Source organism: Tissierella sp. (assembly GCF_032104385.1).
Lineage (GTDB): Bacteria > Bacillota > Clostridia > Tissierellales > Tissierellaceae > Tissierella.
In genome coordinates this window covers 211505-236448 of sequence record NZ_DAMCHJ010000001.1, presented here as the reverse complement: position 1 = coordinate 236448, position 24944 = coordinate 211505, and the positions used below count along the sequence as shown (strand labels likewise).

Here is a 24944-nt window from a genome sequence, read left to right as displayed (position 1 = left end):
AAAGTTTATAATCCAGCATTTGATGTTACTCCTCATGAGTTGATTACTGGCATAATTACGGAAAAAGGTATAGCAAGACCACCTTATAATATTAGCTTAAAGAAATTATTTGAAAAATAGGTGATTATATGTTGATGAAAAGTCAAAGAGAACAATTAGTAGAATACGGGAAAAAATTAATTACATCTGGTTTAACTAAAGGTACTGGTGGTAACTTAAGTATATTTGATAGAGAACAAAAATTAATTGCCATAACTCCAAGTGGGATCGACTATTTCAATATTAAACCAGAAGATATAGCCATTATGGATATAGATGGTGAGCAAATAGAAGGTAGTAAAGCCCCATCATCTGAGTTTGAAATGCATAGAATATTCTATGAGAAAAGAACAGATATAGATGCTATAATACACACACATACCATATATGCAACAACTATATCATGTTTAAGATGGCAGTTACCTGCAGTCCATTATATGATTGCATTAGCTGGAAAAGATGTTAGATGTGCAGAATATGCTACCTTTGGTACCAAGGAATTAGCAGAAAATGCATTTGAAGCTATGAAAGACAGAAAGGCAGTTTTGTTAGCAAACCATGGACTCTTGGCAGGAGCAAATAATTTAGAAAATGCTTTTAATGTTACAGAAGAAATAGAATACTGTGCAGAGCTATATTATAGAACCAAATCTATAGGAGAACCTATAATATTATCAGATAAAGAAATGGAGTTAATGTCAGAGAAGTTTAAGACCTATGGTCAAAGAAAATAATAAGAGATTTTATTAAATAAAAGTATGTATTTTAGAAAATATTTATCAAAACTAAATATTAAATAATCATTTTAAAAACCAACCATATTAAGTTTATAAAACTTCATGGTTGGTTTTTATATTGTAAAGGATTGAGTTATAAAAAAAATCAATATTAAGCTTATATTGTATAGATAATGTAAATTTAACTTTTCTATATAAGTTTGCTAAAATATAAATTATATAAAAAATATGTCGAAACTAGTCAAACTTAATAAATTACACTGGTAGAAGGTTGTGGGGGAAGTGAAGAAGTGAATGATAAATCTGAAGGATCTAGTCCGTTTTTAAAAGTAGAAAATATAACAAAGAGTTTTGGCAATATAGAAGCCCTTAAAGGAGTTAGTTTGGAGAGCTATTTAGGGGAAGTTTTGGCTATTGTAGGAGATAATGGGGCAGGAAAATCCACTCTTATTAAGATTATCTCTGGAGTATTTATACAAGACCGTGGGGAAATATGGATAGATGGAGAGAAGCAGGATAACTTAAGTCCTAAAATTTGTTTAGACAAAGGAATTTCAACAGTTTATCAAGACTTAGCATTGGTAGACACTCGAGATGCAGCTTATAATATTTTCCTTGGCAGAGAACCAATGAAAGGTTTATTTATTGATAAGAAGAAAATATATACTGAATCCAAACAGTTGATTGAAGACTTAGAAGTCCATATACCTAGTGTAAAAACTCCTGTAGGAAATTTAAGTGGCGGACAGAGGCAAGGGGTAGCTGTTGCTAGGTCTATTCATCAAGGAGGAAAGTTATTAATTTTTGATGAGCCAACGGCAGCCATGGGTTTAGTAGAATCCTCAAGAGTATTAAAACTAATTAAAAGACTTGCAGAAGATGGCTATGGAGTAATTATAATCAGTCATAATTTGCAGCAGGTGTTTGAAATTGCACATAAAGTATGTGTAATGCGTCAAGGCAGAATCGTAGATATTGTTAAAACTGATGAATTAAATATGAATGATGTTGTTTCAATGATTACTGGTGCAGTAGGCATTTAATAAAGGAGAAGGGTTATGGATAAAGATTTTAAAATTGCATTACAACCACATATGTATAGGCTTTTGTTACTTTTCACTCTATTTCTTATGATAATTATTCTTAGCTTTATATCTTCACATTTTTTAACATTTAATAATATAAAAAATATATTGGACCAAGCATCCCTATATATTATTTTATCCATAGGAATGACATTTGTAATTTGTTCTGGAGGAATTGATTTATCAATTGGCTCTGTAATTGCATTGAGTTCAGTTGTATCAGCCTTTGCCATGAAGGCTGATTTTAATGTATTTATTGCCATTATTATGGGACTAGTAGCTGCTATGGGTGCAGGAGTCTTCAATGGGTATATGGTTTCTTTTTTAAAGATAAATCCTTTTATTACTACACTAAGCACTATGTCTATAATTAGGGGAGCAACATTAGTGATTACAAAGGGTAGACCTATCTATGGATTTCCTAAATCATTTACCTATTTAGGTAGTGGTACTGTTGGGTTTCTTAATTGCCCAATTATTATAGCCTTTTTTGTTACTTTAATAGGGATAATTCTTTTAGGAAAAACACGATTTGGCAATTATTCTATTTCTATGGGTTGTAATGAGGAAGCATTGAGAAGGAATGGAGTTAATACAGGTAAATATAAAACACTGATATATATATTATGTGGATTATGTTCAGGAATAGCTGGGCTTATTATTAGTGCTAGATTGAATACAGCAGAGCCTTTGGCAGGAATGGGATATGAAATGGATGCTATTGCTGCTGTTGTACTTGGTGGAACTGATATGCAAGGTGGGCGAGGAAGTGTAGTTGATACCTTCATTGCTTGCCTTATCTTGGGAGTAATAAATAATGGTTTAAGAATTTTGGCTATTTCATCTAATTATCAGCAATTATTAACAGGAATTATCATTTTAATAACAGTGGCATTATCAGAATATAAGCAGAGAAAAGGAATTAAGATGGGATAGAATAAATAAAAAGGAGATAGTGATATGGAACGAAAAAAGAGGGTACTTTCACTTGGAGCATTAGCTATGGATGTAATAATAGAAACAAAACAAATGCCGAGAGAAGATGGATTTGGTTTTGTAGAGTCTGAAAAGCTTGTACCTGGAGGGAGTGCTGCTAATCTTTCTGTAGCTCTGGCTCATTTTGATGTAGATGCCTATCAAACAGGAAAAATTGGCGATGATAAGTATGGAGATGAATTTCGTAGAACATTAATAGAAGATGGTGTTGATGACAGATTTTTAGTTACTAAACCAATGGGTTCTACCTTACATACATTTATCATAACCCAAGGAGAAAAACATTGTATTTTTGCAAATTTAGGAGATTCAGTAACAAATTTGGAGCCAGAAGAACTTCCAGAAAACATACTAGATGGAATAGATGTATTTTATACTGATATGTTTTCATCTCGTGCATCTATATATTTAGGAAAATTGGCTAAGAAGAAGGGCATACCTGTTTTATATAATATGCAATGTCCACCAAGCTTTATGGAGAAATGTGGTGTTGATATTAAGGAAATAGAAGAAATGATTGGACTTTCTACAATTTTTTCAAGTGGACGAGAGGGTTACTTTGAAATTACTGGAGAACATGAATATCAAAAGGGAATACAAAAATTTTATGATAAATATCATGTTCCCCATGGAGTTATATGTACAGCTGGAGATGAAGGCGCTATATGGTTAGATAATAAGGATTTAATTCATATAGATGCTTACTCTGTAGAAGCAGTAGATACAACGGGTGCAGGAGATTCTTTCTTAGCAGGGCTGATCTATGCTTATTTTTGTGAAGGAATGAATAAAAAAGATTCCCTTAGATTTGCATCAGCATCAGCTGCCATAAAATGTATGCATAAAGGACCAAGATCAAAAGCTACAGTTGAAAAAGTAAAACAGTTTATTAATTTTGCAAGATAATTGTAGAATTGATATAAAGAATAAAAAAGGAGGACAAAATAATGTCAATGAAAAACGGATTTAAAAAATTAAGTTTATTAGCATTTATATTAATTATGTCTTTATCTTTAGGGTTAACAGGTTGTTCCAATAATGATAAAGAACCCGTTAATGCAGAAGAAGGAACATCTAAAGAAAAGGAAACAGAGGTACAAACTGAAGAGGTAAAAAACAGTGCTATGGAAGAAGCGGAACAAAAATTACTAGAAGCTCTAACACCATTACCAGATAAAGATACAGGTGTTAAGTTAGCTGCAATAGAAAGTACCCTTGCAAATTCTTTTTGGATTACAATGCAAGAAGGTTATGAAGATGCTGCAAAGGAATATGGTGTATCCATAGATGTAATGGCAACTGAAACAGAAACAGATATAAACGGACAATTAGATATTATGAAAGTGCTTTTATCCAAGGATTACAATGCAATTGCGGTTTCTCCATTAACAGAACATAATTTAATCCCAGGTATTGTAGAAGCAAATAATAAGGGAACTAAAGTTGTAGCAGTAGGAAATGGAGTAAATGAAAAAGCATTAGAAGAAGCAAAAGGAAGGATTGAAGCCTATATTACTTCTGATTTTAAGCAACAAGGGAAAATGGGTGCTGAATTTATAATTGATAAAACAGGTGGCAAAGGAAAGGTAGCTGTTATTGAAGGTATTCCAGGTGCTACTCAAAGTGAAGCAAGAAAAGATGGAGCTATAGAAGCTTTTAGAGCTGTTGGAATGGAAGTACTTCCAGTACAAACAGCAAATTTTGACCGTCAGCAAGCATATGACCTAACAGCTGCACTTATTGATGCATATCCAGATATAGTAGGTATTGCCTGTGGAAATGATGTTATGGCATTAGGTGCAGTAGAAGCATTAAAGGCAAAGAATATGAAAGATAAAGTAGTTGTTGCAGGTGTTGATTTTATAGAAGAAGCAAAGGTTTCTATTGAGAATGGGGAATTAGATGCTACTGTAGCAATGTCACCTTATTTATTTGGAAAAGCTGGTGTAATTACGGCTCTTAAGGCAATTCAAGGTCATGAATTTAAAGAATCTGTAGTTTGGACACCAATACAATTGATAAGTAAAGAAAATGTAGATACTATGGAAGGCTGGAAATAGTAAGGATAAAGGGCAGATTTTATATAGGTGATAATCTTTAATTAAAATCTGTCTTTTTCATTATCTGGAAATCATTTAGGAGGAATATAATATGTATAATAAAATTTTAGGAGGACTTGTTGGTGCTGCAGCAGGTGATGCCATGGGTGCAGCTACTGAAGCTCGAACAAGAGAACAGATTATAGAATATTTTGGACATGAGGTAACTGATTTTGAAATTCCACCTATGGATACTTTTGCTGCGGGCAGTAAAGCTGGGCAAGTAACAGATGATTTTAGTTCGGCATATTTTATTGCTAAATATATAGTTGATGCAGGTGGCAATATAACAGAGCAGGTTGTTAAAAATGCTTTAATAGAGTGGTCTAAACATTCTATGTTTTTCGATAGATTTGCTGGACCTACTACTCGGTTAGCAATTTATGGGTTTGAAGGCAGGAAAGTTGATAAATCTGGGAAATCCAAATTAGCAACTCGTCAAGCTACTAATGGTTCTGCTATGCGTATTTCTCCAATAGGGTTAATGAATCCAGGAAATTTAGATGCAGCTATTAATAATGCAGCTAAGGTAACCATGCTGACTCATGATAATTATCTTGCTATTTCAGGTGCTTGTGCAGTAGCAGCGGCAGTGAGCAAGGCTATGATGGATGATGCAGATGTATATAATGTGATTCGAGCTGGACTATATGGTGCAGTAGAAGGGGAGAAAATTGGAAGAGAGATAGGACGTGATGCTGCAGGGCCAAGTGTGGTAAAGCGAATGGAAGTAGCAATTGAAATAGGATTTGGAAAGGGAAGTTCCAAGGAAAAATCAATAGATATAGCTGAAAGGATTGGTACAGGCCTTCACGTTTCAGAAACCGTACCATCAGCTTTTGGAATATTTGCTGCAAATAATGGTGACGCCATGGGTACAATTATTAATTGTGTTAATGCTGGATATGATACAGATACTCTTGCAACTATAGCAGGTGCAATTGCAGGTACTTTACGTGGCTCTCAAGTATTTCCTAATCATTTTCTTCCTTTACTGGAAGAAGTAAATGGATTCCATATTAAGGGATTAGCCAAAGGAATAGAAAATATTTGTCATGGAAGACAGTCAATATGTTAGGAGGAAGTATGAATGTATAAAAAAATTCTAGGTGTATTATTAGGAGCTGCTGTAGGTGATGCCATGGGTTCAGCTACAGAACTTAGATCTATTCGTCAAATTCAGGAAACTTTTAATGGTAAAGTAACAAGTTTTTGTACGCCGCCTAATGATACAATAGCAAAAGGACGTAAGGCAGGTATGGTTACAGATGCATTTAGCATTCCCTATATATTGATTCAGTATAAATTGAGAACCAATGTAAGCTTTTCCACTGAAATGGCACAAGAAGCATTGATGGAATGGGCTTCCAATGAAGAATGGTTTGAACTTTTTGCAGGTATGACTACTAGAAAAGTGATTAACCGATTGAAGGAAGATGGTAGTAAAGTAAGTGACTGGGCATATGCAGGGCATTTGGGCAATAAGCTTTTCAAGGGACATTATTATGCACTGTCAAGTAATGGTGCAGCAACTAAAGCTTTTCCAATGGGATTGTTTAATCCAGGAGACTTAGATAAGGCTATTGATGATACTATTGCTGTGACCATGTCGTCCCATGATGATAAATATAGTATTTCTGGTGCGTGTGCCGTAGCGGCAGCAGTAAGCAAAGCTATGGAGGAAAAAGTTAATGTATATGATATAGTTCAGGCTGGTCTATATGGTGCAAAAATTGGAGAGGAAAGGGGAGCCAAAACTGGACTTCATTATCCTGGACCTTCTGTACAAAAACGAATGGATATGGCTGTGAATATAGCAGTTAAAGAGGGAAACTCAGATATAATAATGAAGAAATTGGCAGATATTATAGGTAGTGGACCAGGGATTTCTGAAACAGTTCCTGCCGCCTTTGGTCTATTTATAGCTAATAATGGCAATACCATGGAATCTATTTTTGGTGGAGTCAATATAGGAGATGAGACAAGTGCTATTGCAAGTATTTCTGGTGCACTTGGAGGAGCATATAATGGAGTGGACTCTATTACTGAAGGATATCAAGAAGTTATAGAAGAAAAAAATGGAATGAATTTATCTGATATAAGTGAGAAAATTTATAGACGTATTTGCAAATAATTATATTGATTAATTATTATTTAACTCTAGATATAAAAACAATTAAGATGGTTCCTAGTTTTAAGAACTATCTTAATTGCTTTTATATTAAAAAAGATTCCAAGGATATTCATCATAGGGCATAGAAGTAAAAGTTGTATATTGCTTTTCCTTAGGTTGATTAAATCCTATTTTATAAGCCCATAAAGCTATTTGTGTCCACTCTTTTTTCTTTACAAAGGTTTTATTATATTTATTATCTCCCCATATAGGGAAACCAGCATTGGATAGCTGAACTCTTATTTGATGATGGCGACCTGTTTTTAAAATAACTTTAATTAAGCTTAAAGTACCGTATTCTTCTGTATCCTTAGATTCTAATACCTTATATTCTAATATGGCTTCTTTAGCACCATGAGTTTTTTCATCAACGACTTTGCTCATATTTATAGTTCTTAGTTTCTTTAAATAATCTCTTAATTCACCTTCATTATTTTCAGGTTTACCACATACCACTACAAGATATTCTTTATACAATCTTCTTGCCGAAACTTCTTTAGAAAGAAAAGAATTAGTTTTTTCATTTTTAGCATATACCATAACCCCTCCTACAGGTCTATCTAATCTATGTATAAGACCAAGATAGGGTCTATTTAATATGCTCATCATATCTTCATCAGAAGTCTTATCACTTTGGCAAGGAACCTTAGGTGGTTTTTCCACTACTAATATATCTTTATCTTCAAAAATAATTTTAATATCCATTATATCCTCCAGAAATTTTCATTTTACTACTTATTTTATATTATAATGATTCATAGTTACTAATTACATAGTGTTATCTTTTATTACTTTCATATTTGGAAAAGATTCTTTAATCAATAACCTTTCTTACTAAGTTGAAGTCAAATTTGTTGCTGAGAAAATAGCTATCTGAGTACATAACAGGAATACCTTTTGTAGAATAGTGTATTTGCTCTAAATGTAAAAGGGCTTTAGGCTCTTTTAAAGATAATTTCTCCTGTAGTTTTTCATTACTTATTACGGCATAAATATTACAGCTTGAGAAAGAGATTTTGATATCAAATGATTTTAAAAATTCAAATATTGATTCCGTTTTGCTGCAATTAAACTTTTCCAACATATTATCAATATAAGTAATGTAGTCTTCTACATAAATAACTGGATTACCATCTGCAGTACGAACCCTATCAATATAGAGAACATTTGAACTTTCATCGATGTTTAGTTTGTGTGCTAAATCTTTAGGTACAATTCTTTTATCATGATGCAAAGATTTCGTGCCTGGAGTATATCCATGATTAGTTATTATCTTAGTAAAACTATCAAGAACAGCTATATTGGATTTTATATTTTTTGAGTCCCTGATAATAAAAGTACCTACACCGTGTCTTGGAGCTATAAAGCCTTCATTTTCTAATGATTTTAAAGCTTCCCTTATTGTGTTTCTGCTAACACCTAATCTTTCAGAAAGTTCCTGCTCAGAAGGAAGTTTGGCCATAAATTCCGTACTATTATCAATTATATTAAGAATTGCATCTCTTGCCTGTAAATATAAGGATTTATTTGTTAATTTCATTTGTAACCACCTTAATTATAGAATTATGTTCTTTACATATTATATACGATGTAAATTTGTATTTGTCAAGTAAGTTTATTAGTAATACACTAGATTAAAAAACATATTGACAATGATTTATCACAATGCTATATTAGTTGTAGGACGACTGACGACATTGAGATTAAAAAACAAAGCATTGTCATTACTGTAAAAGATTAACAGGAAGGGAGGATAAATGCAAGTCTAGTAAATCGAAGTAAATAAATAAACTTAAACATGTAAAATTTAGGAGGAAAGAGAATGAATAAAAAATTGATTTCTTTTATGCTAGTATTTGTTTTAGTTTTAACCGTTGTAGCAGGATGCTCAAGTGATAAAGGTAACGATATGGAAAAACAACCTGTTGAATCAGGTGATGATAAAGTTAAAATCGCAATAGTTCATAAGAATTTAGGAGATTTAGGATTTGTAGATGAAGCACACATTGGATTAAATGAAGCTAAGGATAAATTAGGTATAGAATTTGATTATGCTGAAATAGTTGATATTAGTGAAGTAGAAACACAATTAAGAATGTTTGCTGATTCAGAAGAGTATGACTTAATAATTGCTTTAGGTGCTGACTATATAGATCCCGTAATAGCAGCAGCAGCAGACTATCCAGAGCAAAAATTTACTTTAGCTGATGGAGTTATTGAAGGATATGGCAATATACACAGTATAAGAGCTTTAGATCCAGAGCAAACATTTTTATCAGGGGTTATTGCAGGTCTTGTAACTAAGGATGAAAGAATGACTTTAGCAAATAAAGAAAATATTATTGGATTTGTTGGTGGAATGGACACTCCAGTTTCAAGATCAGGAGCAGCAGGATTTATGGCAGGTGCAAAATATGTTAATCCTGAAGTAGAGTTTATTTATAATATAGTTGGAAGCTATACAGACCCTGGTACTGCGAAAGAAATTGCAATGACAGCTTATGGTAGAGGTGCAGATGTTATATCTCACAATGCCGGCGGTTCAGGCTTAGGAGTATTTAATGCAGCGGAAGAATCAAATAAATATGTGATCGGAAGCAGTAAGGCTTCTATTGACCCAGAAAGAAGTTTAGTAACCTCTATAAAACGTATTGATTTATTGATTTATCAAGAAATCGAAAATGTAAAAAATGGAAATTGGACAGCTGGTGTTACATTAAAAGGTATTAGAGATGGAGTTTGCGGCTATGATAGAACTGGAATCAATACAGAAATTCCTGAAGACTTATTAGCAATAGCCGAAGAAGTAAAGCAACAATATCTTGATGGAAAATTTGAACTTCCAGATGATCCAGATCAGATACCAGAATGGGCAAAGAGCAATAACTATCAAAATAATAAATAATAAACACCACTAGCGGAGGTGGAGTTACATGAATATACTTGAAATGAAGAATATAACAAAGACATTTCCAGGGACTGTGGCTCTAAATAATGTAGATTTTACCCTGAAAAAGGGAGAAATAATATCTTTATTAGGGGAAAATGGTGCCGGAAAGACTACACTTATGAAAGTTCTTTATGGTATGATTCAGCCTGATTCAGGAGAAATACACTATAAGGGAGAAAAGGTTCATATTAACAAACCATCTTATGCTATTAATATGGGGATTTGCATGGTGCACCAGCATTTTATGCTGGTGCCAGCATTTACTGTTATGGAAAATATAATAGTTGGAAATGAGCCTAGAAGTGGTCTGTTTGTAGATGAAAAAAAATCTCAGGAAAATATAAAAAAACTTATCAAAGATTTTGACTTTAATATAGATCCAAACATTAAAGTAGAGAAACTTTCAGTAGGAGAACAGCAAAGAGTTGAAATTCTTAAAGCTTTATATAGAAATGCAGAAGTAATTATATTGGATGAGCCTACAGCAGTATTGACTCCCCATGAAGTAGATGCTCTATTTATTATATTAAAAAAATTGAGGGAGCAAGGAAAAAGCATTGTAATCATTACACATAAGTTAAAAGAAACAATGGCCATAGCAGATAGAATCAATGTACTAAGAGATGGAATAATGATTCATAATAATATAGACCCTAAAGAAGCAACCATAGAGAAATTATCAGAAATGATGGTAGGAAGGCGTGTGGAATTAGGAGTAAAAAGACGAGCAAAGAATATAACTGATACTTGTTTAGAAGTAAAAAATTTAAATATTAAAGAAGATAATAAATATAAAATTAAGGATATAAATTTTCAAATACGTAAGGGAGAAATCCTTGGTATTGCAGGTATAGAAGGAAATGGTCAAACTCAATTGCTTGAGGCATTAACAGGTCTAAGATCGCCAGATACTATGGAGTTTATATTAAACGGTAAGCAAATTAGTGGAGATGTCAATGATTTTTTAAGAAGTGGAATAGGTCATATACCAGAAGATAGACTTTCAATGGGTTTAGTAAGTGAAATGAGTGTGAAGGATAATTTAATTTTAGGATATCACAGAGAGAGTAGCTTTACAAATAAAGGAATATTATTGAATAAGAAAATACTCGATTATGCAAATAGTAGTAAGGAAAATTACTTAATAAAAACGCCTACAGTGGACACAACAGTCAAGTCTTTATCTGGGGGAAATCAACAGAAAATAATCATAGCTAGGACATTTTCACATAATCCAGACCTTATAATTGCAGCACATCCAACTAGAGGTGTGGATGTGGGGGCTATGGAGTATATTCATACTAAACTATTAGATTTAAGAGACGAAGGAAAGGCAGTGCTTTTAATTTCAGCAGACTTAGATGAAGTTAGAGCTTTAAGTGACAGAATACTGGTTCTATATGAAGGACAAATAGTATCTGAAAGTATGCCAGAAGAGTATACAGAAGTTCAACTAGGATTGTTAATGACTGGAAGTAGTATAGATAGCATTAAAGGAGAAGGGAAATGAAAACAAGTTTAATATCACAAAATAAATATAAACAAGGTTTAAAAACCCTCAAAACATCTTTAACAGCTTTGTTTTTGACATTATTAGTAGGTGCCATAGTAATTGAAATTAGTGGTTTCTCTGCTATGGATACGTATATTGCCATATTTACTGGATCTTTAGGTACAGCCAAAGGAAGAGTGCTTTCCCTAAGTCAAGCAACTCCACTATTGCTTACGGGACTATCTTTTGCCATTGCATTTCGTGTAAGGATTATCAATACAGGTGTGGAGGGACAGCTTTATATTGGGGCAATTACATCAGCTATTGTAGGAGCATATGTAACTTTTTTACCGGCTCCTTTCCATGCATTAGTAGCAATTCTTGCTGGAATGCTAGCTGGAGGTTTAGTAGGTTTATTTATTGGTTATTTAAAAATAAAATTCGATTCATCAGAAGTTATAGTCGGTATTATGTTGAACGAAATCTTAATTTTAGTAACTACATGGTTGGCTACTGGGCCTCTAAAATCAAGAGGAAGTGCAATATCTCAAACAAATATGATATTAGATTCAGCAAAGCTAACAAAACTAGTACCACGTTCTCAACTGACAACAGCAATTATAATGGCTATATTAATAGCTATAGTTCTTGAATGGATGTTGAGAAAAACTGCATTAGGATATGAAATTCAAGTCACTGGTTTAAACCTTCAAGCCTCTAGAACAGCAGGTATAAATGTATCTAAGGTATATTTATTTACCATATTTTTAAGTGGAGCAATTGGAGGATTGGCAGGATGTGCATTATCTTTAGGTATTCACTATAGGTTTATAGAAAATATCTCAATAGGGCTAGGATTTTCAGGGATTCCAGTAGCTGCTCTTGCAGCCTATAGCCCACTGGGAGTAGTATTTTCATCAATATTATTTGGAATATTAAAGGCAGGAGCCATGACATTAAATAGGACAACATCTATCCCTATAGAATTTGTGAGTATGATACAAGCATTAGTAGTAGTGTTTGTTGCTGCACCTAAATTGATTTCTTCTATAGGTAATGTTGTTAAAAGTCCATTTGCTAAATTAATTAAGAATAAAGAAAATCATAAAATATCTGATGATGAAATTGCATAATGCTAAAGAACAGGAGGAAGATTTATGGGAAACATAAGTAATATTTTATATGTTGTAATAGTATCAACCATACGTATGTCTGTCCCGATGATTTTAGCATCTACAGGAGCTGCATTTTCAGTAAGGTCAGGTATTATGGCAATGGGTTGTGAAGGTATGATGATAGCAGGAGCATTCTTTGGAGTATTTGGCTCTTTTATTAGTGGAAGTCCTTGGATAGGAATACTATTTGGTATATTAGCAGGAGTATTATTCTCATTGCTACATGGATTTTTAAATGTCAAATATAAGGTTAATCAAACTTTAAGTGGAATGAGCGTAAATTTATTAGCAGCTGCTATAGCCCCTCTTATTTTACAGATAACATGGAAATCTAAAGGGATATCACCAAAGGTAGCAAGCTTTGATAAACTAGAAATAGGATTTTTATCAAAAATTCCTTTTATTGGAACAATATTAGCAGAGCAAAATATTCTTTTTTATATAACTATTTTAATAGTAATAGCAGGCTGGATTTATATGTTTAAAACTCCCCAAGGTCTTAGAATGAGAATGGTAGGAGAGAACCCAGCTGCAGCAAGTACAGTTGGTATAAATGTGACTTTGTATAAATATATTGGAGTTATGATTAGCGGAGCATTATGTGGTCTGGCAGGTGCATATTTATCATTAGCACAGCTTAATATGTATATAGATGGCATGACAGCAGGAAGAGGGTATATTGCCATGGTAATCGCAACCTTTGGAAAAAACAGTCCAATAGGTGCTTTAGGTGCAAGTTTGTTTTTTGGATTTTTTGATTCATTGCAGACCATATTCCAAGGTAGCTTTATACCTAGTCATATAGTGAGAACATTACCATATGTATTGACAATGTTTGTAGTTGTATTTGGGTTAAAGAGTTCAAGAAATCCGGCAGGTTTAGGGAAGCATCATGATGAGTAAGACTATAGGAGGCAGTTAAATGAATAAACTTTATAAGCTAACAGATGAATGGAAGGAGCAAAAGTTATTGCTTCCCATATGGCTTGAGGATGGGAAAATTAGACTTATTGATCAAATCAAACTTCCATTTGTTGAGGAAATATATACTATAAATACAGTCGATGAGTTAGCAAAGGCAATTAAGGATATGACTATTCGTGGTTCAGGAGCAATTGGTATTGCAGGAGCCTATGGAGTTCTTTTGTCAGCAATAAACTCAAATGGAGATAAAAGATATATTAAGGAAAGCGGACTTTTATTAAAGTCTACCAGACCAACTGCTGTAAACTTGATGAAAACAGTTGATGAGATGATAGAGGCCATAGATAATTACTCTGGCAAAGACATAGTAGATTTTGCAGAAGAAAAAGCTTCTGAAATCATAGAAAGACAACTTGGATACGAAAAGAAATTGGGGGCATATGGAGCAGAACTAATAGACGATGGTGATACTATTTTAACACATTGTCATTCAGGAGCCCTTGCTGGAGCCGGTTATGGTGGTAGAGCTCTATCAGTAATTAGAACAGCATTTGAGCAAGGGAAAAATATTCACGTATTTACAAGTGAGACAAGACCTTATTTACAAGGAGCAAGAATTACTGCTTATGAATTGGAGAGGTGGGGAATACCTCATACATTAATCACTGACGGTATGTCGGGATATTTAATGAAATTAGGAAAGATCCAGAAAGTAGTAGTAGGGTCAGATAGAATTGCAGCTAATGGAGATCTTCTAAACAAAGTAGGCACTTATATGCATGCTCTAGCTGCGAAAAAAAATAATATTCCTTTTTATACAGCTACATCTAGTCATACAATAGATTATGATCTTGTACATGGTATGGATGCACATGTTGAGTATAGGAATGAAAAAGAAGTAACACATTTAAATGGACAATTAATAACAGAAGCAGTAACAAAAGCCCTATATCCATCATTTGATGTAACACCCAATGAATTAATTAGTGGGATAATAACAGAAAAAGGAGTTATGACAGCTCCTTATCTAGAAAGCTTATTAAAAGTAAAATGATAAATTAAGGGGGAATTAAAATGACATTAAAAGCACCAACACATCATATAGCAGCACAACCTGGTGAGATAGCAAAAACAGTTTTAATGCCAGGAGATCCTTTAAGAGCTAAGTTTATTGCTGAGAACTTTTTAGAAGATGCAGTTCAAGTAAATAGTATTAGATGTATGTATGCCTATACAGGAACATATAAAGGCAAGAAAGTATCTGTAATGGCAAGTGGAATTGGAGCACCTACAATGGGTGTTCATGCATGGGAGCTATATAATCTTTATGATGTAGAAAATATTATACGAGTAGGTACAACTGGAGCAATTCATGATGAATTGAAAATAGGAGATTTAGTATTTGCTATGGGAGCCTGTTATAATACACCATATGCTGATCAATATAAGCTATCTGGCACCTTTTCAGCAGTGGCATCCTATCCATTATTAAGAGATGCTGTAGATAAGGCAGACCAGATGAAAGCTAAATATATGGTAGGAAATGTATATTCAACAGATATATTCTATCCTGAATACGATAGAGAAGAAAATGAACGATGGTCAAAAATGGGAGTATTGTCAGTAGAAATGGAAACGGCGGCTCTCTATATAGTAGCAGCTAGGGCAGGTAAAAAAGCATTATCCATATTAACTGTATCTGATCATATTATGACTGGTGAAAAAGTATCAGCAGATATAAGAGAGAAAAACTTTACTGATATGATGAAAATTGCATTAGAGATTGCGGAGTAGATAACTAAATTAAACTAGGCTGTATCCTTTTATGAGGTTGCAGCCTAGTTTAATAACTAAAAATTAGAGGTGATTTAAATGAGTACTGAACAATTAAAAAAGGATTTAGTAGAAATTAGTAGAAGATGTTATGATAGACATTTAATATGTGCTACAGGTGGAAATATTAGCTGTAGAGTTCCTGGTGAAGATGCCATATTGATAAAAAGTTCAGGTAGTGCATTTAGTGATATGACAGATGAAGATGTTGTAAAAGTAGATTTAGATGGAAATCTACTAGAGGGAACCAAAACATTATCTAAAGAATGGAAGTTCCATGCAGGAATATATAAAGTTAGGCCAGATGTAAATGTAGTAATTCATGTGCACCCACCTTATTCAACAGCAATAGCAGCGAACCACGAGGAATTACCTTTAATAACAAATCATGCCAAGGGATATTTAAAGCATGTACCAACCATAGATATAGCGTCATCAGGATCTGATAAGCTAGCAAATTACGTTATAGAAGAATATAAAAATCCTGAAATAGTTGCTATTTTAATGAAAGAGCATGGTATTATATCTGTAGGAGAAAATTTCAATAAAGCTTTTTATTTAGCTGAAATGGTAGAAGATACAGCTAAGATTGCCTTATTTAGTAAATTAAAATAATGATTTGTAAATCTTCATTAATAATTAGTAAGGGAGATGTTTCTAATGGGAGATAAGAAAAACTGGGAATCAAAAGCTGATAGACCTGAGTTAGATGGAAATATTCAATATCATATAAGATGTAAACCAGGAGATATAGCAGATATTGTTTTATTACCTGGAGATCCTGATAGGGTTCCAAAAATATCAGAAAAATGGGATGAGTTTAAGGAAGTAGGAAGAAATAGAGAACATGTGACTCATACTGGAAAAATAAGAGGAGTAGATATTTCAGCTTGCTCTACTGGAGCAGGTGGTGGATCTACAGCTAGTGCAATGGAAGGTTTAGCAACGATTGGAGCAAAGACATTTATTAGAGTAGGGACTACCTCTGCGATTCAGCCACATATTAGAACTGGGGATTTAATAATCTCATCAGGTGCAGTTAGATATGATGGAACTAGTGAAAATTATATAAATCTAAATTACCCTGCAGTTGCTGATTATGAAGTAGTTGCTGCTTTGGTAGAAGCATGTGAAAGACTAGGATATACCTATCATGTAGGAATAACTGCCACAGCTGCATCTTTCTTTTGCGGACAAAATAGAGATGGGTTTGGTGGATATAGACAAAGCTGGTTTCAAACTAGATATGAAGATCTAAAGGCTGCAAATGTAATAAATTATGAAATGGAAGCGGCAACAGTTCTTACTTTATCAAGTTTGTTTAAAATAAAAGCAGGAGCAATATTCACTGTAATTGGAAATAGAGAGACAAATGAATTTGCTTATGATGGCATTGAAAAGAGTATAGCAGCATCTACAGAAGCAGCTATAATACTTGCAGAATGGAATAGATTAAAGATGGAAAAGAATAAGAAAAATTGGTATCCATCATTGGTTAGGTAAAAAAGGTAATTTATTTTTTGCTGATGATAAATTATGATATATATTTGAGATATAATATTTAACATGAGACATATGATTTTAAAACTTATATTTTGTAATCATATTGTAATCCTAATGTAACCATTTTAACACAAATTGCTGATATTATAATTATAAGGGAAGAGGAGTGATAAAGAAATGAAAAAAATTAGAAAGTATATGGTATTATCACTGGCAACTTGTATCTCATTAAGTCCATTGATGGTTAAAGCTAACAACTTGGAAGGAAAGGATATAATTCCAATATCAGCACCGATTGATAAGGCAGAAGAGACTGAAGATAAAATAGTAGCAGATTATATAAAGTATGAGGGAAAAATAGTTGAAGTAAATAATAATGGAAAAAACTTATCTGTATTAGTTAAAGATAAGGAAGATGAACCATATAATGGAATGTTATTTCATATCAATGAGGATGTAATTCTTTTAAACAATAAGACTAAGGAGTTTATAACAAAAGATACACTTAAAAAGGGTATGAAAGTTTCGGCGTACTACCATAAAAATACTATGATGGCAATGAGTATGCCGCCGCAATTAGGTCCAGATGTTATTGTAATAGATGAGAGTGAAGAACCAATATTTACTCATATTTCAAGATTTAATAAAGAGCTTATAAGTTCTGATGGCATGCTAAAAATAAATCCATCTGAAAACACAATTATAGTCGATAAAGATGGAAAAAAAATAGAAAAAGAAAATATAGTAAATAGGGATTTAATTATTTTTTATACTATATCAACAAAGAGTATCCCAGCGCAAACAACACCGGAAAAAATAATTGTAATGGAAAACAATAGGGAAGAAAAAGAAAAGCCAGAAATTACGGTCTTAGATAAGATGATTATAAATAATAAGGAAATTACTCTAAATAAAAGGTTGTATAAAAATGATAAAGGGGTAATTATGGTTCCCCTTAGACAAATATCTGAAACTTTAGGGTATGAGATAAAATGGAATGGTGAAACAAAAACGGCAGAATTAATAAAGGGTGCACAATGGACTTCTATAACTATCGGACAAGATAATTATAATTTTGCTAAAATGATGGTGAAATTAGGGACAGCACCAGAAATGAAGGACTTTACTACCTATGTACCTCTAAGCTTTTTAGAGGAAATATTGAAGGCAGAAATAGAAGTAGCAGAAAATGGAATGATTAATATAGGAAAATAGAATAGATTTCCTCCTGAAATCAAGGACTATATATTTTAGTATAGTCCTTGATTTTTATTTTACCCCTAAATGTCACTTATTGCCAATTTTTATAAGTATTGCTATAATAGTTCACATAAAGACATATTTTAGGAGGATAAATATTGAAAATAAATCCTGTAAGATTTAAATTGGTATTATTGATTTTTATTACATTAATTCCGTTATCAATATTAAACATCATAGATATAAGAAAAGACTTAGAAATAAATATGCAGACAGAATTAGAAGCAAATCAAGAGTATGCAGAAGTAATCAATACTTTATTTATGGGTTTTTTAGAAAGAACTTGGTCAAATCAATATGTAATTGGAAAGACTCTAGTTTCACATCCTGATCAGAGAATTCAGTGTCTAAATAAATACCTTAACAATACATCTTTAGAGAACCAACTCTTTAGGATGGATTATTATTGGGCTACGTCTGAAGGTATTGTGAATATAAGTTCAAAAGAAGCAGAAATACTAATAGATATAAGAGATAGGAATATCTATCAAGATATTATTAATGGAAAAGAAAAGGTAATAGGAAACTTAGAGCGGAGCACTATCACTGGCGAGTTGATAATTCCTATTGCAAGGGGAATTTTGATTGATGGAGAATTAAAGGGTATAGTTATAAATACAATAAGAGCTAATGATATGAAATATATTCTTCCCATAAATAGAATAGTATCTGGAAGTATATTTGGATTAGTAGATAAAGATGCAAATATAGTATACCGTGGCGGAGATAATATATTAATTCCCAAAATAGAAGTAGCAAGTGAAGACTCTCCTACAAGGAAGGCATTAAAAGGAGAGGTTATAAAGACGTATTCTCGATACTCTCAATCTGATGGAATAGAACGATTGGGAGTTGATTGTCCTATTAAGGAAATTGGTTGGGCCAGTTTTGTAGCTACACCTGTGGAAAAGGTATTAGCAAATGGAAGATATTCATCCATAAGAAATCTAACAGTATTTACTTTAATTTACATAATATCTTTTGCCATAGCAATATTAATGTCTAGTAGCTTTATTAAATCAATTGAGAAATTAAAACTAGCAGCTCATAAGGTTAAGACGGGAGATCTAAACGTAAAAACAGGTATTAATGAAGATGATGTTTTTGGTGATGTTGGGCAAGCTTTTGACAAAATGGTAGAGGCTCTTAATCAGAAGGCAATAGAAACAGAAGAATATAATCAATTGAAGTCTAATTTTTTAGCTACAATATCCCATGAATTTAAGACACCTTTAAATATTATACTAGGAAGCATACAATTATTAGAAAATACAGATATGAATGATTTAGAAGAGTTTCAAAGATTATTTAATAAATATATCGGGATTCAGAAACAAAATAGTTATAGGTTATTAAGATTAATCAGCAATTTTATTGATATAACTAAAATCGAGAGCAGCAATGTTAAAATTAAATTAAGAAATAATGATATTGTGAAGGTTATTGAAGATATAACCATGTCCATTGTAGAATATACAAAGATGAAGGATATTAGTATCATATTTGATACAGATGTAGAGGAGAAGGTAATTGCCTTTGATATGGATATGATGGAGAGAATTATGTTAAATCTATTATCAAATGCAATTAAATTTACAGAAAAAGGAGGTAAAATTGAGGTCAATATCTATGGTGAGGAAGAAAAGGTTATTATCTCTGTTAAAGATAATGGAATTGGAATTCCCCAAGATAAATTAGAAATGATTTTTAATAGATTTGCTCAAGTAGAAAATCCTCTTAGAAGAGGAGTAGAAGGCTCAGGGATTGGATTATCTTTAGTTAAATCCTTGGTGGAATTGCATGAAGGTTCTATATCAGTACATAGTGAACTTGGCAAGGGAAGTGAATTTATAATGGAATTACCAGATAGAGTTATTGATGATAATAGGATAGAAAGAGATAGAGAGGAAGCATGTTATTCAGAAAAGATACATGTGGAATTTTCTGATATCTATGTGGTAAAATAAGATAGTAGATAACATTACTATATAAATAGGAAGTGATTAGATTGTATTCAGAGTACTCAATGAAAGTAATAGAACATTTTATGAGTCCAAGAAATGTAGGAAGTATGAGAGATCCTGATGGAGAAGGAACCTTTGGAGATTTAAAATGTGGTGATTCCTTAACTATTTATATTAAGGTAAAGGACAATATAATAACAGATATTAGTTTTTTAGTATTTGGATGTACTGCTTCTATAGCAACAAGTAGTATGATAACAGAAATGGCAAAGGGAAAAACTATAGAAGAAGCCTTAGCTATTACTGAAAAAGAATTAATAGATGCCTTAGATGGTTTGCCACAAAGTAAGATTCATTGCTCAGTTCTTGGAGTTAAAGGGTTAAGGTCTGCAATAGAAGATTATTTGAAGAAAAAGCAATAAAATGAATTAGGATAAGTTTTATCTATATAAAAACATCTATCATTGATAAAAATAATTGGTAGATGTTTTTTTTACATGGTAGACTTTAAAGTGTATGTAACTTTATAAAAGGAGTGTGTGAAATATGAGACCATCAATAATGGAAGAAGTTGAAGGATTAAGAGGTGTGAACTCAGTTAAAATTAAAGAAGCACATGAGTCTGGTAAAAAAGTTGTAGGAATGTATTGTGTATTTTCACCTTCAGAAATAGCATTAGCAGCAGATGCAATACCTGTAACATTATGTGGTACAACTCAAGCACCTATAGAAGATGCAGAAAAAGAACTGCCAAGAAATCTATGTCCACTTATAAAATCCAGCTACGGATTTGCCATTACAGATAAATGCCCATATTTCTTTTTCTCAGATGCACTTTTAGCAGAAACTACTTGTGATGGGAAGAAAAAAATGTATGAATTAATGGGAAAAATAAAACCAATGCATATAATGAATTTGCCGCAAACAGCAAATGATGAAGATTCATTAGATTTATGGAAAAAAGAAATGATTAAGTTTAAGAATTTTTTAGAAGAACAATTTGGAGTAGAAATAACAGATGAAAAGCTAAGAGATGCTATTAAGCTTATGAATAAAGAAAGAGACGCAATGAAGAGATTACATAAATTAAATGCTCATAAACCAGCTCCATTATCAGGAATGGATATGATGTTGGCTCAATGGTTAAAAGGTTTTAATGTAAATAAGGAATCGGGAATAGATTTAATAGAGAGATTAATAGCTGAAATAGAAGAACGTATGGCAAAAGGCATATATGCCTTTGATGAAACAGCACCCAGGATATTACTTACAGGTTGTCCAATAGGTTCTGGGTCAGAAAAGGTACTAAAGGCATTAGAAGAAGCTGGTGCATCAGTAGTAGCCTTAGAGAATTGTACTGGATACAAGGGATTAGATGTTATGGTAGATGAAGAAAAAGATCCTATAACTGCACTAGCAGAAAAATATCTTTCTACACCTTGTTCATGTATGACAAATAATAATGGAAGATTGAATTTAATCGAAAGATTAGCTAAAGAATATGATGTAGATGGAGTAGTAGATTTAACTTGGCAAGCATGTCACACATATAATATAGAATCATTTACAGTTAAGAAATTTGTCCAAGAAAAATTAAAATTGCCCTTTATTCAAATAGAAACTGATTATTCAGATTCAGATACTGGACAAGTAAAGGTAAGAGTAGAAGCTTTTTTAGAAACAATAGAGAGACCAGCAACTGCAAAATAGTAAAGGATGATAGGAAATGTATTATATTGGTATAGACATAGGCTCCACAGCTGCGAAAGTTTCCGTATTTAATGATATTGAGCTAATGGAAAATTTCACTATGCCTACAGGATGGAGCAGTATAGAAACATCAAAAGTAATTAAAGAAAAACTAGAGAAAAACAATATAAAAATAGATGAATCAAAGGTTATAGCTACAGGATATGGTAGAATTTCCGTACCCTATGCAGATAAAACCATTACAGAAATTACCTGCCATGGCAAAGGAACTCATTATTTATTAGGTAAAGATTGTACAGTTATAGACATAGGCGGACAAGATACTAAGATAATTACCTTAGAAAAAGGGAAAGTATCTAACTTTACAATGAATGACAAATGTGCAGCAGGTACTGGAAGATTTTTAGAGCTAATGGCAAATACTTTAGGAGTCGGTATAGATGAATTAGGAAGAATGGCATTGTCTGGAGAGGATATAAACATTACCAGTATGTGTACGGTATTTGCTGAATCAGAAGTTATAAGTCTTATAGGTTCTGGAACTAAAAGAGAAAGTATAGCAAGAGGCATAGTAAATTCTATTACGGGAAGAGTATATGCCCTTTTACACAAACATGGTGCTACTGATACTATATTTTTAACAGGAGGACTATGCGAGGTAGAATCTTTTGCCTATCTACTTTCAGAAAAACTAGGGGTAAAAGTACAAACAAGTCCATTGGCAAGATATGCAGGATCCATAGGAGCTGCCTTATTAGCGAAAGATATATAGGAACAAAAGGACAGGTTTTCCATTCCAATTTGGAACGGAAAACCTGTCCTTTTGTTTATAAGCAAAAATTATACAAAGAAATTTATCATAGATAATATTAATGGATTTTAAAATAATGTCGATATATATAGCAGAAGCTAGTTAAAATAATAACAAAGGGGGATTATAAAAAGATGAAAGAAGAGGTAAATAAGTCTGAAGGCAATAAAAAAATAAAAAGACAGAAAAGTATTAAGACAAAACTAATCATACTTTTATTGTCTATATCTGTAATTCCTATAGTATTATTAGGTATTTTATCATATCAAACATCCTTTAATATTCTATATAATAAGCTTAAAGTTACATCTTTGCAAAATATTGAGCAGGTTCAAGATTCTATAGATTTTTCTTTTGGACGATTTGAATCAATTGCCAATATATTTGTAGAAGATAAATTATTTAAAGATGTCTATTTTAACAGAGAGCTTACAGATGAGGTTTTTGAAAGATTAGGATACGCACAGAAATCAGATTCTGCCATTCTTGGAGCATATATTGGACTAAAAAATAAACAGACCATATTATATCCAGAAACTCAATTGGCGCCAGATTATGACCCGACAGATAGAGATTGGTACAAAGATGCAGTGGTGAATAAAGGAAAGTTAACTTATTCAGACCCATATATAGATGCCTTTACAGGAAAAGATATAATTACAATTTCTAAAACTGTAGAGGTAGATGGAGAGATTATTGGGGCAGTTGCTATAGATATAGCATTGGAGGATTTATCTAATATATTATCATCTATAAAGATAGGAGAAAATGGTTATCTTCATGTTATTGACTCAAGAGGTATAACAGTAGCTCATCCAGATTCAGAGGAATTACGTGGTGAATCTGCTAAAGAAATGCCATGGTGGAATGATATTTCTGGGGAAAAAATGAATTTTAATGTATATGAGATAAATGGTAAAAAAGAGTATATAGGTCATACTACAGATACAAAAAGAGGTTGGAAAATAGTAGTTGATTTAAATGAAAAAGAATTATTGGATGATACAAATAAAATAAGATTAACCAATGGAATTATGGTAGTTGTTATAGCAACTATAGCTGTAATTATAGCATTGTTTGTAGTAAGATGGATAAATAAGAATATTAATAAATTATTATATGGTTTCCAAAAGGTATCAGAAGGTGATTTATTATTTCGTACTGATATAAATACAGGAGATGAATTTGAAGATTTAAGCAATGGATTTAATGATATGATAAATACTATTAGAAATTTAGTAAGGAATATAGGAGAATCTTCAAATATTATATTAAGTACATCTGATATAATGAGTGGTTCTGCTAAGGAGGCTTCCATAGCCATAGATGAAATAAGCATAACCATAGATCAAGTAGCACAGGGGACAGTATCTCAGGCGGAAGATATTAATGATGGAGTAGAAGGAGTAAATAAATTAGCAACAGAAATTGAGAATATTGAAGAATTAGCCAATAGTATGAATGCAATATCATCAGAAACAAATGAATTAAGTCAAGATGGATTAAAGCAGATGAATAAATTAATAGGAAAAACTGAAGAAGCAAATAGAAAAGCTAAGGATATGTCAGTAGCCATAGGGGAAATGAATGGAGTAACTGCTGAGATTGGTATTATAACAGATACTATAAATGAAATATCTGCTCAAACTAATTTATTAGCATTAAATGCAGCCATAGAGGCAGCTAGGGCAGGAGAAGCAGGAAGAGGTTTTTCAGTAGTTGCTGATGAGATAAGAAAGTTAGCAGAGCAATCTGGAGATGCCACATATCAGATTCAAGCTTTGATAGAGAAGATAAAGGAGGGCTCAAGATTAGTAGTAGAAACCATGGACGACACACAAATGGTAGTTACTGAGCAAACAGAATTTGTAAATGAAACAAGAGAAATATTTAACATGATTATGGAGTCTATAAATAAATTAATGAGAGGAATAGAGAAAATAAAGGATTCCATAAATCAGACAAATGAAAGTAAAGATAATATAGTAAATAGAATGTTAAATATATCTTCCATAGCTGAGGAAAGCTCAGCGAGTACAGAAGAAGTATCAGCATCAGCAGAGGAAATAAATGCAACTATGACAGAATTTAATGAAACAGCATTGCAATTAAAGGAGTTAGCAAGAGAATTAAAAGACAAATTAAATATATTTTCAATATAATATTATCTTCAACAACTCCATTTTGGTGTTA

The 24944-nt window shown here is 32.4% G+C and carries 23 protein-coding genes and 1 pseudogene; 22 read left to right on the top strand and 2 right to left on the bottom strand.

Annotated features, from left to right (window positions below):
* From RT714_RS15895 to RT714_RS01030, 8 genes and pseudogenes are all read left to right on the top strand, one after another.
* Positions 1 to 120: pseudogene (locus RT714_RS15895) on the top strand (hypothetical protein); the annotation flags it as partial.
* Between the two features lie 14 nt (positions 121 to 134).
* Positions 135 to 773: an L-fuculose-phosphate aldolase gene (locus RT714_RS01060; protein ID WP_313755766.1), complete on the top strand. Its 639-nt coding sequence runs from the start codon at positions 135 to 137 to the stop codon at positions 771 to 773.
* A 293-nt stretch (positions 774 to 1066) separates the two neighbouring features.
* The gene (locus RT714_RS01055) at positions 1067 to 1819 is read left to right on the top strand and encodes an ATP-binding cassette domain-containing protein (RefSeq protein WP_313755765.1); all 753 of its coding nucleotides are present in this window, start codon (positions 1067 to 1069) and stop codon (positions 1817 to 1819) included.
* A 15-nt stretch (positions 1820 to 1834) separates the two neighbouring features.
* Complete coding sequence (locus RT714_RS01050) at positions 1835 to 2797, top strand: ABC transporter permease (RefSeq protein WP_313755764.1); 963 nt, start codon at positions 1835 to 1837, stop codon at positions 2795 to 2797.
* 24 nt (positions 2798 to 2821) lie between these two features.
* Positions 2822 to 3763, top strand: coding sequence for a carbohydrate kinase family protein (locus tag RT714_RS01045; RefSeq protein ID WP_313755763.1), 942 nt, complete (start codon positions 2822 to 2824; stop codon positions 3761 to 3763).
* A gap of 41 nt (positions 3764 to 3804) precedes the next feature.
* On the top strand, positions 3805 to 4917 hold the full coding sequence (locus RT714_RS01040; protein WP_313755762.1) for a substrate-binding domain-containing protein: 1113 nt from the start codon (positions 3805 to 3807) through the stop codon (positions 4915 to 4917).
* Between the two features lie 91 nt (positions 4918 to 5008).
* Positions 5009 to 6034: an ADP-ribosylglycohydrolase family protein gene (locus RT714_RS01035; protein WP_313755761.1), complete on the top strand. Its 1026-nt coding sequence runs from the start codon at positions 5009 to 5011 to the stop codon at positions 6032 to 6034.
* A gap of 12 nt (positions 6035 to 6046) precedes the next feature.
* A complete protein-coding gene (locus tag RT714_RS01030) occupies positions 6047 to 7090 on the top strand; it encodes an ADP-ribosylglycohydrolase family protein (protein ID WP_313755760.1) in 1044 nt (347 codons plus the stop codon).
* A gap of 87 nt (positions 7091 to 7177) precedes the next feature.
* On the opposite strand, the gene RT714_RS01025 is transcribed toward RT714_RS01030, so the two are convergent.
* Entirely contained in the window at positions 7178 to 7834 is a 657-nt protein-coding gene (locus RT714_RS01025; RefSeq protein ID WP_313755759.1) for an RNA pseudouridine synthase, read from the bottom strand.
* Positions 7835 to 7943: 109 nt separating this feature from the next.
* A complete protein-coding gene (locus tag RT714_RS01020; protein ID WP_313755758.1) occupies positions 7944 to 8669 on the bottom strand; it encodes a GntR family transcriptional regulator in 726 nt (241 codons plus the stop codon).
* A gap of 282 nt (positions 8670 to 8951) precedes the next feature.
* Between RT714_RS01020 and RT714_RS01015 the strand changes: the two genes are divergently transcribed.
* The 14 genes from RT714_RS01015 to RT714_RS00950 all read left to right on the top strand — a co-directional run bounded on the left by RT714_RS01015 (position 8952) and on the right by RT714_RS00950 (position 24913).
* The gene (locus tag RT714_RS01015) at positions 8952 to 10034 is read left to right on the top strand and encodes a BMP family ABC transporter substrate-binding protein (protein WP_313755757.1); all 1083 of its coding nucleotides are present in this window, start codon (positions 8952 to 8954) and stop codon (positions 10032 to 10034) included.
* A gap of 28 nt (positions 10035 to 10062) precedes the next feature.
* On the top strand, positions 10063 to 11589 hold the full coding sequence (locus tag RT714_RS01010; protein WP_313755756.1) for an ABC transporter ATP-binding protein: 1527 nt from the start codon (positions 10063 to 10065) through the stop codon (positions 11587 to 11589).
* Positions 11586 to 12704, top strand: a complete 1119-nt coding sequence (locus RT714_RS01005; protein ID WP_313755755.1) for an ABC transporter permease — start codon at positions 11586 to 11588, stop codon at positions 12702 to 12704. Before RT714_RS01010 ends, RT714_RS01005 begins: the two co-directional genes overlap by 4 nt.
* Positions 12705 to 12728: 24 nt before the next feature.
* Entirely contained in the window at positions 12729 to 13649 is a 921-nt protein-coding gene (locus RT714_RS01000) for an ABC transporter permease (RefSeq protein ID WP_313755754.1), read from the top strand.
* A gap of 19 nt (positions 13650 to 13668) precedes the next feature.
* Positions 13669 to 14724, top strand: coding sequence for an S-methyl-5-thioribose-1-phosphate isomerase (mtnA, locus tag RT714_RS00995; RefSeq protein WP_313755753.1), 1056 nt, complete (start codon positions 13669 to 13671; stop codon positions 14722 to 14724).
* Positions 14725 to 14744: 20 nt separating this feature from the next.
* A complete protein-coding gene (gene deoD, locus RT714_RS00990; RefSeq protein WP_313755752.1) occupies positions 14745 to 15464 on the top strand; it encodes a purine-nucleoside phosphorylase in 720 nt (239 codons plus the stop codon).
* Positions 15465 to 15542: 78 nt separating this feature from the next.
* On the top strand, positions 15543 to 16118 hold the full coding sequence (locus tag RT714_RS00985; protein WP_313755751.1) for a class II aldolase/adducin family protein: 576 nt from the start codon (positions 15543 to 15545) through the stop codon (positions 16116 to 16118).
* Positions 16119 to 16163: 45 nt separating this feature from the next.
* Positions 16164 to 17006, top strand: a complete 843-nt coding sequence (gene udp / locus RT714_RS00980) for a uridine phosphorylase (RefSeq protein WP_313755750.1) — start codon at positions 16164 to 16166, stop codon at positions 17004 to 17006.
* 177 nt (positions 17007 to 17183) lie between these two features.
* Positions 17184 to 18221: a copper amine oxidase N-terminal domain-containing protein gene (locus RT714_RS00975; protein WP_313755749.1), complete on the top strand. Its 1038-nt coding sequence runs from the start codon at positions 17184 to 17186 to the stop codon at positions 18219 to 18221.
* 143 nt (positions 18222 to 18364) lie between these two features.
* Positions 18365 to 20233 carry an ATP-binding protein gene (locus tag RT714_RS00970; protein WP_313755748.1) on the top strand — a complete coding sequence of 623 codons (1869 nt, stop codon included), beginning with the start codon at positions 18365 to 18367 and terminating at the stop codon, positions 20231 to 20233.
* A 59-nt stretch (positions 20234 to 20292) separates the two neighbouring features.
* Positions 20293 to 20652, top strand: a complete 360-nt coding sequence (locus RT714_RS00965) for an iron-sulfur cluster assembly scaffold protein (RefSeq protein ID WP_313755747.1) — start codon at positions 20293 to 20295, stop codon at positions 20650 to 20652.
* A 124-nt stretch (positions 20653 to 20776) separates the two neighbouring features.
* Positions 20777 to 21940: a double-cubane-cluster-containing anaerobic reductase gene (locus RT714_RS00960; RefSeq protein WP_313755746.1), complete on the top strand. Its 1164-nt coding sequence runs from the start codon at positions 20777 to 20779 to the stop codon at positions 21938 to 21940.
* Positions 21941 to 21956: 16 nt separating this feature from the next.
* Positions 21957 to 22712: an acyl-CoA dehydratase activase gene (locus RT714_RS00955; RefSeq protein WP_313755745.1), complete on the top strand. Its 756-nt coding sequence runs from the start codon at positions 21957 to 21959 to the stop codon at positions 22710 to 22712.
* 173 nt (positions 22713 to 22885) lie between these two features.
* The gene (locus tag RT714_RS00950; RefSeq protein ID WP_313755744.1) at positions 22886 to 24913 is read left to right on the top strand and encodes a methyl-accepting chemotaxis protein; all 2028 of its coding nucleotides are present in this window, start codon (positions 22886 to 22888) and stop codon (positions 24911 to 24913) included.
* Positions 24914 to 24944 lie beyond the last annotated feature (31 nt).

Excerpts from the sequence above, each read along its gene's own strand:
- RT714_RS01060 (WP_313755766.1), top strand. The coding sequence starts at position 135 with ATGAAAAGTCAAAGAGAACAATTAGTAGAATACGGGAAAAAATTAATT.
- RT714_RS01050 (WP_313755764.1), top strand. The coding sequence starts at position 1,835 with ATGGATAAAGATTTTAAAATTGCATTACAACCACATATGTATAGGCTT.
- RT714_RS01045 (WP_313755763.1), top strand. The coding sequence starts at position 2,822 with ATGGAACGAAAAAAGAGGGTACTTTCACTTGGAGCATTAGCTATGGAT.
- RT714_RS01040 (WP_313755762.1), top strand. The coding sequence starts at position 3,805 with ATGTCAATGAAAAACGGATTTAAAAAATTAAGTTTATTAGCATTTATA.
- RT714_RS01035 (WP_313755761.1), top strand. The coding sequence starts at position 5,009 with ATGTATAATAAAATTTTAGGAGGACTTGTTGGTGCTGCAGCAGGTGAT.
- RT714_RS01030 (WP_313755760.1), top strand. The coding sequence starts at position 6,047 with ATGTATAAAAAAATTCTAGGTGTATTATTAGGAGCTGCTGTAGGTGAT.
- RT714_RS01025 (WP_313755759.1), bottom strand. The coding sequence starts at position 7,834 with ATGGATATTAAAATTATTTTTGAAGATAAAGATATATTAGTAGTGGAA.
- RT714_RS01020 (WP_313755758.1), bottom strand. The coding sequence starts at position 8,669 with ATGAAATTAACAAATAAATCCTTATATTTACAGGCAAGAGATGCAATT.
- RT714_RS01015 (WP_313755757.1), top strand. The coding sequence starts at position 8,952 with ATGAATAAAAAATTGATTTCTTTTATGCTAGTATTTGTTTTAGTTTTA.
- RT714_RS01010 (WP_313755756.1), top strand. The coding sequence starts at position 10,063 with ATGAATATACTTGAAATGAAGAATATAACAAAGACATTTCCAGGGACT.
- RT714_RS01005 (WP_313755755.1), top strand. The coding sequence starts at position 11,586 with ATGAAAACAAGTTTAATATCACAAAATAAATATAAACAAGGTTTAAAA.
- RT714_RS01000 (WP_313755754.1), top strand. The coding sequence starts at position 12,729 with ATGGGAAACATAAGTAATATTTTATATGTTGTAATAGTATCAACCATA.
- mtnA (WP_313755753.1), top strand. The coding sequence starts at position 13,669 with ATGAATAAACTTTATAAGCTAACAGATGAATGGAAGGAGCAAAAGTTA.
- deoD (WP_313755752.1), top strand. The coding sequence starts at position 14,745 with ATGACATTAAAAGCACCAACACATCATATAGCAGCACAACCTGGTGAG.
- RT714_RS00985 (WP_313755751.1), top strand. The coding sequence starts at position 15,543 with ATGAGTACTGAACAATTAAAAAAGGATTTAGTAGAAATTAGTAGAAGA.
- udp (WP_313755750.1), top strand. The coding sequence starts at position 16,164 with ATGGGAGATAAGAAAAACTGGGAATCAAAAGCTGATAGACCTGAGTTA.
- RT714_RS00975 (WP_313755749.1), top strand. The coding sequence starts at position 17,184 with ATGAAAAAAATTAGAAAGTATATGGTATTATCACTGGCAACTTGTATC.
- RT714_RS00965 (WP_313755747.1), top strand. The coding sequence starts at position 20,293 with ATGAAAGTAATAGAACATTTTATGAGTCCAAGAAATGTAGGAAGTATG.
- RT714_RS00960 (WP_313755746.1), top strand. The coding sequence starts at position 20,777 with ATGAGACCATCAATAATGGAAGAAGTTGAAGGATTAAGAGGTGTGAAC.
- RT714_RS00955 (WP_313755745.1), top strand. The coding sequence starts at position 21,957 with ATGTATTATATTGGTATAGACATAGGCTCCACAGCTGCGAAAGTTTCC.
- RT714_RS00950 (WP_313755744.1), top strand. The coding sequence starts at position 22,886 with ATGAAAGAAGAGGTAAATAAGTCTGAAGGCAATAAAAAAATAAAAAGA.